11 protein-coding genes are annotated in these 13,954 nt (G+C 67.2%); 2 read left to right on the top strand and 9 right to left on the bottom strand.

Annotated elements, in window-relative coordinates:
* Positions 1-7 precede the first annotated feature (7 nt).
* The 7 genes from nuoH to CL52_RS11200 form a co-directional block, all read right to left on the bottom strand.
* Positions 8-1,000 carry an NADH-quinone oxidoreductase subunit NuoH gene (gene nuoH / locus CL52_RS11230; RefSeq protein WP_043220650.1) on the bottom strand — a complete coding sequence of 331 codons (993 nt, stop codon included), beginning with the start codon at positions 998-1,000 and terminating at the stop codon, positions 8-10.
* A complete protein-coding gene (gene nuoG / locus CL52_RS11225; protein ID WP_043220648.1) occupies positions 997-3,726 on the bottom strand; it encodes an NADH-quinone oxidoreductase subunit NuoG in 2,730 nt (909 codons plus the stop codon). Before nuoG ends, nuoH begins: the two co-directional genes overlap by 4 nt.
* A 123-nt stretch (positions 3,727-3,849) precedes the next feature.
* Positions 3,850-5,199, bottom strand: coding sequence for an NADH-quinone oxidoreductase subunit NuoF (gene nuoF, locus CL52_RS11220; protein WP_043220647.1), 1,350 nt, complete (start codon positions 5,197-5,199; stop codon positions 3,850-3,852).
* Positions 5,196-5,690: an NADH-quinone oxidoreductase subunit NuoE gene (gene nuoE / locus CL52_RS11215; protein ID WP_041104975.1), complete on the bottom strand. Its 495-nt coding sequence runs from the start codon at positions 5,688-5,690 to the stop codon at positions 5,196-5,198. Before nuoE ends, nuoF begins: the two co-directional genes overlap by 4 nt.
* 1 nt (position 5,691) lies before the next feature.
* Positions 5,692-7,473 carry an NADH-quinone oxidoreductase subunit C/D gene (gene nuoC, locus CL52_RS11210; protein ID WP_041104977.1) on the bottom strand — a complete coding sequence of 594 codons (1,782 nt, stop codon included), beginning with the start codon at positions 7,471-7,473 and terminating at the stop codon, positions 5,692-5,694.
* A 68-nt stretch (positions 7,474-7,541) separates the two neighbouring features.
* On the bottom strand, positions 7,542-8,216 hold the full coding sequence (locus tag CL52_RS11205) for a NuoB/complex I 20 kDa subunit family protein (protein WP_041104979.1): 675 nt from the start codon (positions 8,214-8,216) through the stop codon (positions 7,542-7,544).
* A 10-nt stretch (positions 8,217-8,226) separates the two neighbouring features.
* Positions 8,227-8,634: an NADH-quinone oxidoreductase subunit A gene (locus CL52_RS11200; RefSeq protein WP_041104981.1), complete on the bottom strand. Its 408-nt coding sequence runs from the start codon at positions 8,632-8,634 to the stop codon at positions 8,227-8,229.
* Positions 8,635-9,133: 499 nt separating this feature from the next.
* On the opposite strand from CL52_RS11200, the gene CL52_RS11195 reads away from it, so the two are divergent.
* Positions 9,134-9,442, top strand: coding sequence for a hypothetical protein (locus tag CL52_RS11195; protein ID WP_043220644.1), 309 nt, complete (start codon positions 9,134-9,136; stop codon positions 9,440-9,442).
* Positions 9,443-9,505: 63 nt separating this feature from the next.
* A complete protein-coding gene (locus CL52_RS11190; protein WP_043220643.1) occupies positions 9,506-10,432 on the top strand; it encodes a 1-phosphofructokinase family hexose kinase in 927 nt (308 codons plus the stop codon).
* Between the two features lie 8 nt (positions 10,433-10,440).
* Here the strand turns inward: CL52_RS11190 and cobA are convergent, their stop codons facing one another.
* Both cobA and CL52_RS11180 read right to left on the bottom strand, forming a co-directional pair.
* Complete coding sequence (gene cobA, locus CL52_RS11185; protein ID WP_041104986.1) at positions 10,441-11,193, bottom strand: uroporphyrinogen-III C-methyltransferase; 753 nt, start codon at positions 11,191-11,193, stop codon at positions 10,441-10,443.
* A 39-nt stretch (positions 11,194-11,232) separates the two neighbouring features.
* The gene (locus CL52_RS11180) at positions 11,233-13,944 is read right to left on the bottom strand and encodes a nitrate reductase (RefSeq protein ID WP_043220642.1); all 2,712 of its coding nucleotides are present in this window, start codon (positions 13,942-13,944) and stop codon (positions 11,233-11,235) included.
* Positions 13,945-13,954 lie beyond the last annotated feature (10 nt).

Below are 13,954 nucleotides of genomic sequence, written 5' to 3'. Positions count from 1 at the left end.
CCTCTCCTTACTGCGCGGCCAGCACGAGCGCGCCGGTCACCAGCAGGTTGATCAGGGTCAGCGGCAGGCAGAACTTCCAGCTGAAGGCCATCACCTGGTCGTAGCGCGGCCGCGGGATCGAGGCGCGCAAGAGGATGAAGACCATGATGAAGAAGCCGGTCTTGAGCGCGAACCAGAAGAACGACAGCCAGGGCAGCGCCTCAAGGAACGGGCCGTGCCAGCCGCCGAAGAACAGCGTGGTCAACAGCGCTGAGACCAGCACGATGCCGATGTACTCGCCGACGAAGAACATGCCCCACTTCATGCCCGCGTATTCGATGTGGTAGCCGTCGGCGAGCTCCTGCTCGGCCTCGGGCTGGTCGAACGGGTGGCGGTGGGTCACCGCGACACCGGCGATGAAGAAGGTCGCGAAGCCGAGGAACTGCGGGATGATGAACCACAGGTGCTGCTGCTGGTACTCGACGATGTCGCGCATGTTGAACGAGCCGACCTGGGCGACGATGCCCATCAGCGACAGGCCGAGGAACACCTCGTAGGACACCGTCTGCGCCGAGGCGCGCAGGCTGCCGAGCAGGGCGAACTTGTTGTTGCTCGACCAGCCGGCGAAGAGCACCGCATACACCGTCAACCCGGCCATGGCGAAGAAGAACAGCAGGCCGATGTTCAGGTCCGCCACGCCCCAGGTCGGCGTCACCGGCACCACGGCGAAGGCGATCAGCAGCGAACTCATCGCCACCACCGGCGCCAGGGTGAAGATCGGCTTGTCGACGAAAGGTGGCGTCCAGTCTTCCTTGAAGAACATCTTCAGCATGTCCGCAGCGAGCTGGAACAGGCCGAACGGGCCGACCCGGTTCGGGCCGTAGCGGTCCTGCCAGAGGCCCAGCAGGCGGCGCTCGACGAAGCTGAGCAGTGCGCCGGCGACCACCACCACCAGAAGGATGACGATGGCCTTGAGCACCTGGACGATCACGGCGATGAGTTCGGGCGTGAGCCAGCTCATTGGGCAGCCTCCTCGAGTGCGGTGACGGTCGCGCCGGCGAAGGCCGCGGGAACGCCCGGCAGGCCGACGGGTAGGCCGACCAGCCCGAGCGGCAGGTCGTCGAGGACGCGCAGCGGCAGACGCAGGCGCTGGCCGCGCAACTCGAAGCTGAGCAGCGCGCCCTCGTTCACGCCCAGGCGTGCGGCCTCGGCGCCGTTCAGGGCCACATAGGGCTTGGGCATGCGCGCCTGGATCGGCGCGGCCAGGGCCGAGGTTTCGTCGCTGCCGAACAGATGATGGAGGGCGACCGCCTGCCACTGGCCGCGAGCCGGGGCGAAGGGTGCATTGACCGCAAACCAGCCCAGGCGGCCACTGCCGGCGGGAATCAGGCGCACGCCAGGATCACCGGCGCGCAGGTGGCCGCCGACCTCGTCCTGGAACTTGTTCCAGGCCTGCGGCGAATTCCAGCCCGGGGACCAGGCGAAGGGAATCTGCTGTCGGTCCTCGGCGCTGCCGGCGTAGCCTTCCATGGAAAAGGCGAAGGCCGAATCCGGGTCCTGCGGCTGGCGCGGCTCGTGCACGCTGATGTTGGCCCGCATCGCCGTACGGCCGCTGTAGCGATGCGGCTCGCGGGCGAGCTTCAGGCCCTTGATGCGGAAGTCCGCCTTTGGCGCGGCGTTGCGGATGCCGGCCAGCTGCGGATGGGCGGCGGCGCAGGCCTCGGTGACCTGGTCCAGCTGCGTCCAGTCCACCGGGCGGTGCTGGCGCGTCGAGTGCAGCGCATGCAGCCAGCGCCAGCCTTCGCGCACGCGGATGTCGGCGTTGTAGTAGCTCGGCTCATAGACCTGGAAGAAGCGCTGCGCGCGACCCTCCTGGCTGACCAGGGTGCCGTCGCCCTCGGCGAAGCTGGCCACCGGCAGCAGCAGGTCGGCGCGCGCGGCGGTCTCGGTCTGCTGGTGGTCGGCGACGATGACTACTTGGGCCGCATCCAGCGCGGCATCGACGGCGGCGCGATCCGCGCGGCGGTAGAGGTCGTTTTCCAATACCAGTACAGCGGCGGCCTGGCCGCCGACCAGCGCGCGCAGCGCGGCGTCGAGCGAGCGATCGGTGCTGTCGCCTTCGAGCATCAAGGCCAGGCCCAGGCTGTTGGCCTCGGGCACTACCAGGCTGAGCGAGCCGGCCTTCGCGCGGTTGGCCAGGGCCTGGGCGATGTTCGCGGCGGCTTCGATCAATGCGCGCGAACCGAGCGAAGCGCCGGAGACCACCAGCGGGCGCTTGGCCGCGAGCAGGGCTTCGGCGATGCGCCCGGCCAGTTGCCGTGCCTCCTCGTCGAGCCCGGCGACGGCCGGGGCGCTGGGGTCGATGGCATGGGCAACGGCAAAGCCCAGACGGGCCAGGTCGTCGGGGGCGGCCTGGACCGTTTCGCAAGCCACATCGTCCAGCCGCGTTTCGCTGACGCTGGCGATGAACAGCGGGCTCAGCGCGTGCTGGGCGACGTTCTGTACCGCCGCCTGGTGCCACTCGGGGATCTTCGCCTGGGCGGCGATTTCGGTGGCCTTGCCCTTGACGGCCTGGCGCAGGGCCAGCGCCAGGCGCGCGGCGGTCTGGGTCAGGTCTTCGCCGAGGACGAACACGGCATCGTGCTCCTCGATTTCACGCATCGACGGCGTCGGCAGCGGGCCGTCGCGCAGGATATCGCGGATCAGCAGCAGGTTCTCCAGCTCGGCGGCGGCGATGCCGGAATAGAAATGCTCAGCGCCAACCAGCTCGCGCAGGGCATGGTTGCTCTCCAGGCTGGCGCGCGGCGAACCGATGCCGATCAGACGGTGGCGGGCCAGCAGGTCGGCGGCCTTGTCCAGGGCGGCGTCTACGCCCAGCACCTGGTTCTCCTTGACCAGCAGCGGCTGGCGCGGACGGTCCTTGCGGTTGACGTAGCCATAGCCGAAGCGGCCGCGGTCGCAAAGGAAATAGTGGTTGACCTCGCCGTTGAAGCGGTTTTCGATGCGGCGGATCTCGCCGTAACGCTCGCCGGGGCTGATGTTGCAGCCGGCTGCGCACTGCTGGCAGATGCTCGGCGCGAACTGCATGTCCCACTTGCGGGTGTAGCGCTCGGAGTGGGTCTTGTCGGTAAACACGCCGGTCGGGCAGACCTCGGTGAGGTTGCCGGCGAACTCGCTTTCCAGCACGCCATCCTCGACGCGGCCGAAATAGACGTTGTCATGCGCGCCGAAAACGCCGAGATCGGTGCCCCCGGCGTAATCCTTGTAGTAGCGCACGCAGCGGTAGCAGGCGATGCAGCGGTTCATCTCGTGGGCGATGAACGGGCCGAGCTCCTGGTTCTGATGTGTGCGTTTGGTGAAGCGGTAGCGGCGCTTGTTGTGGCCGGTCATCACCGTCATGTCCTGCAGGTGACAGTGGCCGCCTTCCTCGCACACCGGGCAGTCATGCGGATGGTTGATCATCAGCCACTCGACGACGCTGGCGCGGAAGGCCTTGGCTTCCTCGTCGTCGATGCTGATCCAGGTCTTGTCGGTCGCAGGGGTCATGCAGGACATGACGAGGCGACCGCGGGTGTCGTTTTCGTCCTGGTACTGCTTGACCGCACACTGTCGGCAGGCGCCGACGCTGCCGAGCGCCGGGTGCCAGCAGAAATAGGGAATGTCGAGACCGAGCGACAGACAGGCCTGCAGCAGGTTGTCCGCCCCGTCGACCTCGTAGGCTTTGCCGTCTACGTGGATGGTGGCCATTGGATCTTCTTCTTACCCGCAAGGCGGGCCAGGCTAATGGGAAAGGCTTGGCCGGTGGCGCCGGCAGGCGAGGCAATGGCCTGGGCCAACTTCTCGCCGATGCGTGCGCTCACCGGATCGATCTCAGCTACCGAGGGCCGGCTCGGGGCGGGCGCTCGCCTGTCTGGCGACGCCGGCCTCGAACTCGTCCCGGAAATACTTCACCGCGCTGCCCAGCGGCTCGACGGCACCCGGTGCGTGGGCGCAGAAGGTGCGCCCCGGGCCGAGGAAGTCGACCAGCTGCAGGAGCGTGGCGATATCCTGTTCGCTGCCCTGGCCGCGCTCGAGCGCACGCAGGATCTTCACGCTCCAGGGCAGGCCGTCGCGGCAAGGGGTGCACCAGCCGCAAGACTCGCGGGCAAAGAACTCCTCCATGTTGCGCAGCAGCGACACCATGTTCACGGTCTGGTCGACCGCCAGCGCCAGGCCGGTGCCCATGCGCGTGCCGACCTTGCCGATACCGCCGGCGTACATCTGCGCCTCGAGGTGCTCGGGCAGCAGGAAGCCGGTACCGGCGCCGCCGGGTTGCCAGCATTTGAGCGTATAGCCGTCGCGCATGCCGCCGGCGTAGTCGTCGAACAGCTCGCGGGCGCTGATGCCGAACGGTACTTCCCAGATGCCGGGGGTCTTCACCTTGCCGGAGAAGCCCATGAGCTTGGTGCCCATGTCTTCGCTGCCGGGGCGGGCGAGCGATTTGTACCAGTCGACGCCGTGGCCGATGATCGCCGGCACGTTGCATAGCGTCTCGACGTTGTTCACGCAGGTCGGCTTGCCCCAGACGCCGACGGCGGCGGGGAAGGGCGGCTTGGCGCGCGGGTTGGCGCGGCGGCCTTCGAGCGAATTGATCAGTGCGGTTTCTTCACCGCAGATGTAGCGCCCGGCACCGGTGTGCACGAACAGCTCGAAATCGAAGCCGCTGCCGAGGATGTTCTTGCCGAGCAGGCCGGCGGCCTTGGCTTCCTCGATGGCGCGGTTGAGGTTGCGCGCCGCGTCGACGTACTCGCCACGCAGGAAGATGTAGCCGCGGTAGGCCTTCAGCGCGCGGGCGCTGATCAGCATGCCCTCGACCAGGAGGTGCGGCAGCTGCTCCATGAGCAACCGGTCCTTCCAGGTGTTGGGCTCCATCTCGTCGGCATTGCACAAGAGGTAGCGGATGTTCAGCGATTCGTCGGCGGGCATCAGGCCCCACTTCACGCCGGTGGGGAAACCCGCGCCGCCGCGACCCTTCAGGCCGGATTCCTTGACCTGCTGGACGATGTCGGCCTGAGCCATTTCGGCCAGCGCCTTGCGTGCGGCGGCGTAGCCGTTCTTCTGCTGGTATTCCTCGAGCCAGACCGGCTGGCCGTCGTCGCGCAGACGCCAGGTCAGCGGATGGGTTTCCTCGTGGCGGGCGGCGCGGTTGGCCGGGCCGAGGGAGGCGAGCGCTCGGGTCATGGGTAGGCCTCCAGCAGGGCGGCGACGCCGGCGGCGCTGACGTCGCCGTAGGTGTCGTCGTCGATCATCAGCGCCGGGGCCTTGTCGCAGTTGCCCAGGCAGCACACCGGGATGAGGGTGAAGCGGTTGTCGGCGGTGGTCTGGCCCGGCGCGATGCCGAGCTGCTGCTCGATGGCGCCGAGGATCGATTCGTGGCCGCCGATGTAGCAGGTCATGCTGTCGCAGACGCGGATGATGTGGCGCCCGACCGGCACGCGGAATATCTGGCTATAGAAGGTGGCCACGCCCTCGACGTCGCTCGCCGGAATGCCGAGCAGCTCGCCGATGGCATCGGCGGCGCCGTCGGGCACCCAGCCGCGCTGCTTCTGCACGATCTTCAGCGCTTCGATGCTGGCCGCGCGCGGGTCTTCGTAGTGGTGCATCTCGTGCTCGATGGCCGTGCGCTCGGCGTCGCTGAGAACGAAACGGTCGGTCTTGATAAGCGTGCTCATATCAGCGGTCCACGTCGGCCATGACGAAATCGATGCTGCCCAGGTAGGCGATCAGATCCGCGACCATGCTGCCGCGGATCACCGAGGGAATCTGTTGCAGGTGCGGGAAACTGGGCGTGCGGATGCGCGTGCGGTAGCTCATGGTGCTGCCGTCGCTGGTCAGGTAGTAGCTGTTGATGCCCTTGGTCGCTTCGATCATCTGCAGGCTTTCGTTGGCCGGCATTACCGGGCCCCAGGAGACCTGCAGGAAGTGGGTGATCATGGTCTCGATGTGCTGCAGCGTGCGCTCCTTCGGCGGCGGCGTGGTCAGCGGATGGTCCGCCTTGTACGGCCCCTCGGGCATGTGCTTGAGGCACTGCTCGATGATCCTGAGGCTTTCGCGCATCTCGCCCATCTTCACCATGCAGCGGTCGTAGGCATCGCCATTGGCGGCCAGCGGTACCTCGAACTCGAAGTGCTCGTAGCCCGAATACGGCCGCGTCTTGCGCAGGTCGAAATCCAGCCCGGTGGCGCGCAGGCCGGCGCCGGTGACGCCCCATTCCAGCGCTTCCCTGGTGTTGTAGGCGGCCACGCCGATGGTGCGCCCGCGCAGGATGCTGTTCTTCAGCGCCGCCTTTTCGTACTCGGCCAGGCGCTTGGGCATCCAGTCGAGGAACTCGCGCACCAGGCGGTCCCAGCCACGCGGCAGGTCGTGGGCGACGCCGCCGATGCGATACCAGGCCGGGTGCATGCGAAAGCCGGTAATCGCCTCGATCACCTTGTAGGCGCGCTGGCGGTCGGTAAAGGTGAAGAACACCGGCGTCATGGCGCCGACGTCCTGGATGTAGGTGCCCAGGTACAGCAGGTGGTTCTGGATGCGGAAGAACTCGGCCATCATCACGCGGATGAAATCGACGCGCGCAGGCACCTTGATACCGGCGAGCTTTTCCACCGCGAGCACGTAGGGCAGGTTGTTCATCACCCCGCCGAGGTAGTCGATGCGGTCGGTGTAGGGGATGAAGCTGTGCCAGCTCTGCCGCTCGGCCATCTTCTCGGCGCCGCGGTGGTGGTAGCCGATCTCCGGCACGCAATCGACGATTTCCTCGCCGTCGAGCTGCAGGATGATGCGGAAGGCCCCGTGTGCCGAGGGATGGTTCGGGCCGAGGTTGAGGAACATGTAGTCCTCATGCTCGCTGCCGCGCTTCATGCCCCAGTCCTCGGGCTTGAAGCGCAGGGCTTCCTGCTCCAGGTCCTGCTTGGCGGCGTTCAGCGCGTAGGGGTCGAACTCGGTGGCGCGCGCCGGGTAGTCCTTGCGCAGCGGGTGGCCTTCCCAGGTCGGCGGCATCAGCATGCGCGCCAGGTGCGGATGGCCGCGGAAGTCGATGCCGTACATGTCCCAGACTTCGCGCTCGTACCAGTTGGCGTTGGGCCAGACGGACGTGGCAGTCGGCAGGCTGAGGTCGCTTTCCTTCAGTGCCACCTTGATCATCACGTCGCTGTTACGTTCCAGCGACATCAGGTGGTAGAACACGCTGAAGTCGGCGTCGGGCAGGCCCTGGCGGTGCGTACGCAGGCGCTCATCGACGCCATGCAGGTCGTAGAGCATCACATAGGGCTTGGCCACCTGGCGCAGGAACCCGAGCACTTCGAGCAGGCGCTCGCGCGGCACCCAGAGCACCGGCATGCCGGTCAGCGACGGCTGCAGAGTGAAGGTCTCGGCGCCGAAGCGCGCGTTCAGTTCGACGACGATATCCTGGTCGTCAGCCTTGTAAGGCGGGATGTACAGAGCACGGTCTGCAGTCATGGTCTCGGTCGCTATGGGTCAACGTCGGGGTGCGAGCCGGCCTTGCCTTGCGGGCAGGCCGGTGGGGTTCACACGTCGTCGGGGCTGCGCAGGTTGGTAACCTGGATGCGCTGTTCGCGTCGCTGTTCCTTCTGCGAGGGCATCTCGGCACGATAGATGCCTTGATCGCCGACGACCCAGGACAGCGGTCGCCGCTCCTTGCCGATGGATTCCTGCAAGAGCTGCAAGCCTTGCAGGAACGCCTCGGGACGGGGCGGACAGCCCGGTATGTACACGTCCACGGGGAGGAACTTGTCGACCCCCTGAACGACCGAGTAGATGTCGTACATACCACCGGAGTTGGCGCAAGAACCCATGGAAATGACCCACTTGGGCTCGAGCATTTGTTCGTAGAGGCGCTGGATGATCGGCGCCATCTTGATGAAGCAGGTACCGGCAATGACCATGAAGTCGGCCTGACGCGGCGAGGCACGAATCACTTCGGCGCCGAAGCGGGCGATGTCATGGGGCGCAGTGAAGGCAGTCGTCATCTCCACGTAGCAGCACGACAGGCCGAAGTTGTACGGCCACAGGGAGTTCTTGCGTCCCCAGTTGACCGCATCGCTCAGCACGTCCTCGAGCTTGCCCATGTAGATGTTGCGATGGACTTGTCCTTCTAGCGGGTCGGCAACAGTCTCCTGCTGGCCGATCGGATAGCGGTCGACGACCGCATCCGGATCGATCCGGGTGAGTTTGTATTGCATGTGAAGAGCCTCATTGTTTTAGCTTCGCCTGCCGCGCACGACGGCTCGCCGGCGCCCAATCGAGCGCGCCGATCCGCCACAGGTAGACAAGACCCGCCAACAGAATTGCTATGAATACGGTTGCTTCAATGAGGCCCGCCCAGCCGCTTTCGCGTACCGAGACAGCCCAGGCAAAAAGGTAGAGCGCTTCGACGTCGAAGATCACGAAGAGCATGGCGACCAGGTAGAACTTCGCCGACAGGCGCAGGCGCGCACCGCCTGTGGGGACGATACCGGATTCGAAGGGTTCGTTCTTGCTACGACCCCAGGCCTTGCTGCCGAGCAGGCTGGAGACGCCGAGCATGAAGGCGCACAGACCGAAGACGCCGAGGAGAAAGACTGCAAAGCCCCAATGATGGGCCAGGGATACATCAGGCATGCCGGGCTCCTTAAAGGAACGGCTTATGTATGTCCAGTTCGCGACTGCGGCTATGCGTCGCAACTCTTTGATGGGCGGGCATTCTATGCGCAGACAAAAAGTAAGTACATGTTTCTGTATGAATCTTATTGAACTATTTTTATCGGCTGATTGATTTAAGCAATAAGGCCTAAACGGTTCTCCAGGCGCTTTAGCGCGCCGGTAGCAGGCCGGGCGCGGGTTTGCCCGCTCCGATGCGGCAAGCGTAGTCGGCCAATGCCAACCCGAAAGTAGTAGCGCCTATCCTCCGGACGAACGGAGCGTCGGCCAGGCTCGGCAGGTGGCACCTGGCCGTTGACAGCCGCCGTGGCGGCTGCCTACAGTTCCGCCTTGCGCCGATTTAGTCAGCTACTTGCGGGGCGCCAGGGACCGACCGGTTCCGAAATACCGCTAAAGCGCTGGTTCCGGTGAAGCCTCCCACCGCTGTCCAGCGGAACAGGTGAGGCGGAATTCCTTCAGCATGAATGCATCACACGCACAACTTCGTCTGGCCCCCATCACCAGCGGGCTCGTTCGCAGCAATCCCAAGGTTCTTCTCGGCGGCTCGCACCAGCCTTCGTTGCTGCGCTATCTGGATGGCTGGCCGCGGCGCAACAGCCGCTCCCGTGCGCTGCTCATCCAGTTTGCCGGTGCCGACGAATCGCTCGCCCGTTTTGCTGATGACAGTTTCGACCTGGCGGTGGTCCAGGCGCCTTCGGCCGAGCGCCTGGAGGAATGCATACGCGACCTGACCCGCATCGCACGGCAAGGCCTGATCACGCGTCGCTGAGGGGCCCTGCGCTGATCGAGCTGATAGGCTTGAGCCTATCGCCGCCAGCCAATGGAGCGCTCGATGACGCGCATCGCAACCTTGACGTTAAATCCGGCCATGGACCTGGCGGTGCGTACGCCGCGGGTCGTCGCGACCGAGAAGCTGCGCTGTTCCGCGCCCCGACACGATCCCGGCGGTGGTGGGATCAACGTCGCGCGGGTGGTGAGCACGCTGGGCGGCGACGCGCTCGCCGTTTACCCGGCCGGTGGCCCATTCGGGGAGATGTTGCGCCGAGCGCTGGACGCCATTGGCCTGGCGCACCTTCCGGTGGCGATCAGCGGCGACACGCGCGAGAGCTTTACCGTCGATGAGCAGGCGAGCGGGCTGCAGTACCGCTTCGTGCTGCCCGGGCCGCGCCTGAGCGAGCAGGAACGGCTCGGTTGTCTGGCCGCCTTGCGTGGGCTGCATCCGGCGCCGGCCTATCTGGTGGTCAGCGGCAGTTTCACGCCGGGCATCGAGCCCTCTTTCTTCGACGAGTTACTGGCCCTGGCCGGGCAGGTCGGCGCCCGCCTGGTCGTCGATCTCTCCGGCGAGCCGCTGGCGTATGCCGCGCGACGGGGTGGCGCCTACCTGATCAAGCCCAGCCTGAACGAACTGGCCTCGCTCATCGGGCGAATGCCCGAGAGTGAGCGCGAGCAGGAGGGGGCGTTGCGCGAGCTGATCGCCGCCGGGGCCGCCGAGGTCATCGTGCTTTCCCTGGGCGCCGCTGGCGCACTGTATGCCACGGGCGACCGGCTGGAGCGGATCGCTGCTCCCTCGGTGCCCATGGTCAGCGCAGTGGGAGCCGGCGACAGCATGCTCGGCGCCGTCGTACTCGCCCTGGCGCAGGGGCGCGAGCTGGGCGATGCAGTGCGCTACGGCGTGGCGGCCGGTGCGGCCACGGTGATGCGACCGGGCACGCAGCTGTGCTTGCGCGAAGACGTCGAGCGCCTGTTCCGTGGTGGCTGAGCGCGACCTCAGGAAGCCGCGCGCGTCGCCAGCGAGGCGCCAGTCGCGTCGCTGAGGGCCGCGACCTCGCCGATGACCAGCACGGCCGGGCTCTTGAGCGACGATGCCAAGGCGTCCTCGTGCATCCGCACCAGGGTCGAACGCACCTCGCGCTGCTGCGGCAGCGAGGCATTCTCGATCATCGCCACCGGTGTGTCTGGCGCCAGGCCGCCGGCCAGCAGGCCGCTGCGGATCTGCTGCAGGCGCGCGACGCCCATGTAGACGACCAGGGTGGTGCCGCTCTGCGCCAACGCCTGCCAATGCAGTTCGCTGTCGTCCTGGGTATGCGCGGTGACCAGCGTGACGCCGCGGGCTACGCCGCGGTGGGTCAGCGCAATGCCGCAACGGGTGGCGCCGGCCAGTCCGGCGGTAATGCCGTTGACCACTTCGACCTCGATGCCGCGTGCTTCCAGCCACTGGGCTTCCTCGCCGCCACGCCCGAAAATGCAGGGGTCGCCGCCCTTCAGGCGTGCCACGCAGCGACCCTGGCGCGCGTAGCGCAGCATCAGACGGTGGATGAACGCCTGGGGCGTCGAACGACAGCCGCCGCGCTTGCCGACCGGAATCACCCGTGCCTGCGGGCAGTGCGCCAGCACCGCCGGGTTGACCAGATCGTCGATCAGCACCACCTGCGCCTCGGCGAGCGCGCGTACCGCCTTGAGCGTCAGCAGTTCCGGATCGCCCGGGCCGGCGCCGACCAGCCAGACTTTTGCACTGTTCATTTCTGCCTCTCTTGCCCGGCCATCCGGGCACTGTGTCGTTCAGGCGCTCTCGGCCAGGGGTAGTTGCGCCAGCAGGCGCTTGATTTCCGGTACGCAGGAGCCGCAGCGGGTACCGCACCCCAGGCTGCGCTGCAGCTCGAGCAGATCGAGGCCACGGGCAATGCCGTCGCAGATGCTGCGTCGTCCGATGTTCAGGCAATTGCAGATCGTCGGATCGCGCTCGGGCAGTACGCCGGGCGGAGTGCTGAGCGGAGCGAGCAGCCAGCGACGCAGACCGGGCTCGATGCTGCCGCGCGCCCACAGCGCCTTGAGCCAGTCGCGCGCAGCGGTCTCGCCGGCCAGGCGCAGCGCCACCAGACGCCCGTCGCTCAGACGCAGACGCTTGCCGACGCCGCGTTGCGGATCCTCGTATACGAGCACCGGGTCGTCGACCAAGCCCAACTGCTGGTCGATCGCGGCGAGCAGGGCTGCCGCTGGAGCCGCTTCGGCCGCGGCGCGGATCACCAGCGCCGGGCGTTCACGGCCAGCCAGGCTGAAGCTGGCGTAGGCCAGCCCTCTGAACAGCGGGCGCAACGCCTCCAGGCGCCGCTGCACGTCGCCCTCGACCAAGGCGAAGAATGCCCAGGGCAGGGCGACCGGCTCGATCGCGACCGCGGCGTGCTTGAGTTCCGGCTGGCGCGACAGCGGATCGCAGGCCGCCGAACTCAAGGCATTGACGCCCAGGCCCTCGAGAAAACGGTCGCCCCAGTGCATCGGCACAAAGGCCTGGCCTGGCTGCAGGCTGGCGTCCACCTGTACTGGCAGCACCAGGCTGGCGCGTCGGCTGCGTACGCGGACCAGATCGCCCTCAGCCAGGCCCGCCCGGGCCAGATCGTCGGGATGCAGGCCAAGCAAGGCCTGTTCAACGTGGCCGAACAGCTGCGCTGCGGTGCCGGTCCGGCTCATGCCGTGCCATTGATCGCGCAGTCGGCCGGTATTGAGCACCAGCGGAAAGGCCGAATCGGCGCCTTCGGCCGCCGACACGAAGGGGTCGGCCACGAAGCGCGCGCGCCCCGACTCGGTGGGGAAGCGGCCGTCGGCGTACAGGCGTGGCGTACCGCGTTCGGCACTGGCGGGAAACGGCCATTGCTGCGGGCCGAGACGCTCGAGCTGGGCCCGCGACAGGCCGCTGTAGTCCAGATCGCGCCCGGCGGTCAGCTGGCGATACTCGTCGTAGAGCTGCTCGGCACGTTCGAAGGCGAACAGGCTCGGCCGCCCCGGACGCAGGTGCCGCTCCAGGCGGCGGGCGAAATCGCAGGCGATGGCCCAGTCCGGGCGCGCCTCGCCGGGTGCGCTGACGGCTGCACGCACTGGGCTGATGCGGCGCTCGGAATTGGTCACGGTGCCTGCCTTCTCGCCCCAGCTCGCCGCCGGCAGCAGCAGATCGGCATAGCGACAGGTTTCGGTGGTGGCGAAGGCTTCCTGCACCACGACGAAAGGGCACGTGGCCAGCGCCTGATGGACGGCGTGCTGGTCCGGCAGCGACTGCGCAGGGTTGGTACAGACGATCCACAGGGCCTTGATTCGCCCGCTGCGGACCGCATCGAACAGCTCGACGGCAGGCAGGCCGGGCACCTCCGGCAGGCGCTCGATTCCCCAGTACGCCGCAACCTCGGCGCGGTGCCTGGGGTTGGCCGCATCGCGATGACCGGGCAACAGGTTGGCCAGGGTTCCGGTCTCGCGTCCGCCCATGGCGTTCGGCTGGCCGGTGAGCGAGAAGGGGCCGCAGCCGGGGCGGCCGATCTGTCCGGTGGCCAGGTGCAGGTTGATCAGCGCACTGTTCTTCGCGCTACCGGCGGTGGACTGGTTCAGCCCCATGCACCACAGCGAGAGAAAGCTCGGTGCCAGGCCGATCATCCTGGCGCAATCGAACAATTGCTCAGGCGTGATACCGCACAGCTCGGCGACGCGGGCCGGAGGGTAGTCGTGTACCAGGGCGGCAAGCGATCCGAAGCCCTCGGTGTGCGCCGCGATGAAGGCGCTGTCGATCCAGCCTTCGCGCAGCAGCAGGTACAGCAGGCCATGAAACAGGGCCACGTCGGAGCCCGGGCGAATGCTCAGGTGCAGGTCGGCCAGCTCGGCGGTGTCGGTGCGGCGTGGATCGACGACGATGACGCGCATCTCCGGCCGCGCCGCCTTCGCTGCCTCCAGGCGACGGAACAGCACCGGGTGGGCATAGGCCATGTTGCTGCCGGCGATGAGCAGCACGTCGGCCTGCTCGATGTCCTCGTAAGAGCAGGGTGGGGCGTCGGCGCCGAGGCTGCGCTTGTAGCCGACCACTGCCGAGGACATGCACAGCCGTGAATTGGAGTCGATGTTGTGGGTGCCCACCAATGCCCGGGCCAACTTGTTGAACGCGTAGTAGTCCTCGGTCAGCAGCTGGCCGGAGACGTAGAACGCCACGCTGTCCGGCCCATGCTCGGCCAGGGTGCTGGCGAAGACTGCGGCGGCGTGCTCCAGTGCGTTGTCCCAGCCGGTGCGGTTGCGCCCGAGGCCCTTGCCCAGGCGCAACTCGGGGTATAGCGCGCGGGCGTCCCGGTCGCCGGTCAGGTGCAGGGTCGAACCCTTGCTGCACAAACGACCGAAGTTGGCCGGGTGCGCCGGGTCGCCAGCGACGCCGAGGATGCGCTGCCCGTCGTGCTCGATCAGCACGCCGCAACCGACGCCGCAGTAACAGCAGGTCGAGGCCGTCGTCTGGGTGCTCGAACTCATGCGCAGGCCT

This window comes from Stutzerimonas balearica DSM 6083 (genome assembly GCF_000818015.1).
Lineage (GTDB): Bacteria > Pseudomonadota > Gammaproteobacteria > Pseudomonadales > Pseudomonadaceae > Stutzerimonas > Stutzerimonas balearica.
The sequence above is the reverse complement of the archived record's forward strand: the minus strand, read 5'-3'. Positions and strand labels throughout refer to the sequence as shown.

Excerpts from the sequence above, each read along its gene's own strand:
- nuoG (WP_043220648.1), bottom strand. The coding sequence starts at position 3,726 with ATGGCCACCATCCACGTAGACGGCAAAGCCTACGAGGTCGACGGGGCG.
- nuoE (WP_041104975.1), bottom strand. The coding sequence starts at position 5,690 with ATGAGCACGCTTATCAAGACCGACCGTTTCGTTCTCAGCGACGCCGAG.
- CL52_RS11195 (WP_043220644.1), top strand. The coding sequence starts at position 9,134 with ATGAATGCATCACACGCACAACTTCGTCTGGCCCCCATCACCAGCGGG.
- nuoF (WP_043220647.1), bottom strand. The coding sequence starts at position 5,199 with ATGACCCGAGCGCTCGCCTCCCTCGGCCCGGCCAACCGCGCCGCCCGC.
- CL52_RS11190 (WP_043220643.1), top strand. The coding sequence starts at position 9,506 with ATGACGCGCATCGCAACCTTGACGTTAAATCCGGCCATGGACCTGGCG.
- CL52_RS11200 (WP_041104981.1), bottom strand. The coding sequence starts at position 8,634 with ATGCCTGATGTATCCCTGGCCCATCATTGGGGCTTTGCAGTCTTTCTC.
- nuoC (WP_041104977.1), bottom strand. The coding sequence starts at position 7,473 with ATGACTGCAGACCGTGCTCTGTACATCCCGCCTTACAAGGCTGACGAC.
- cobA (WP_041104986.1), bottom strand. The coding sequence starts at position 11,193 with ATGAACAGTGCAAAAGTCTGGCTGGTCGGCGCCGGCCCGGGCGATCCG.
- CL52_RS11180 (WP_043220642.1), bottom strand. The coding sequence starts at position 13,944 with ATGAGTTCGAGCACCCAGACGACGGCCTCGACCTGCTGTTACTGCGGC.
- CL52_RS11205 (WP_041104979.1), bottom strand. The coding sequence starts at position 8,216 with ATGCAATACAAACTCACCCGGATCGATCCGGATGCGGTCGTCGACCGC.
- nuoH (WP_043220650.1), bottom strand. The coding sequence starts at position 1,000 with ATGAGCTGGCTCACGCCCGAACTCATCGCCGTGATCGTCCAGGTGCTC.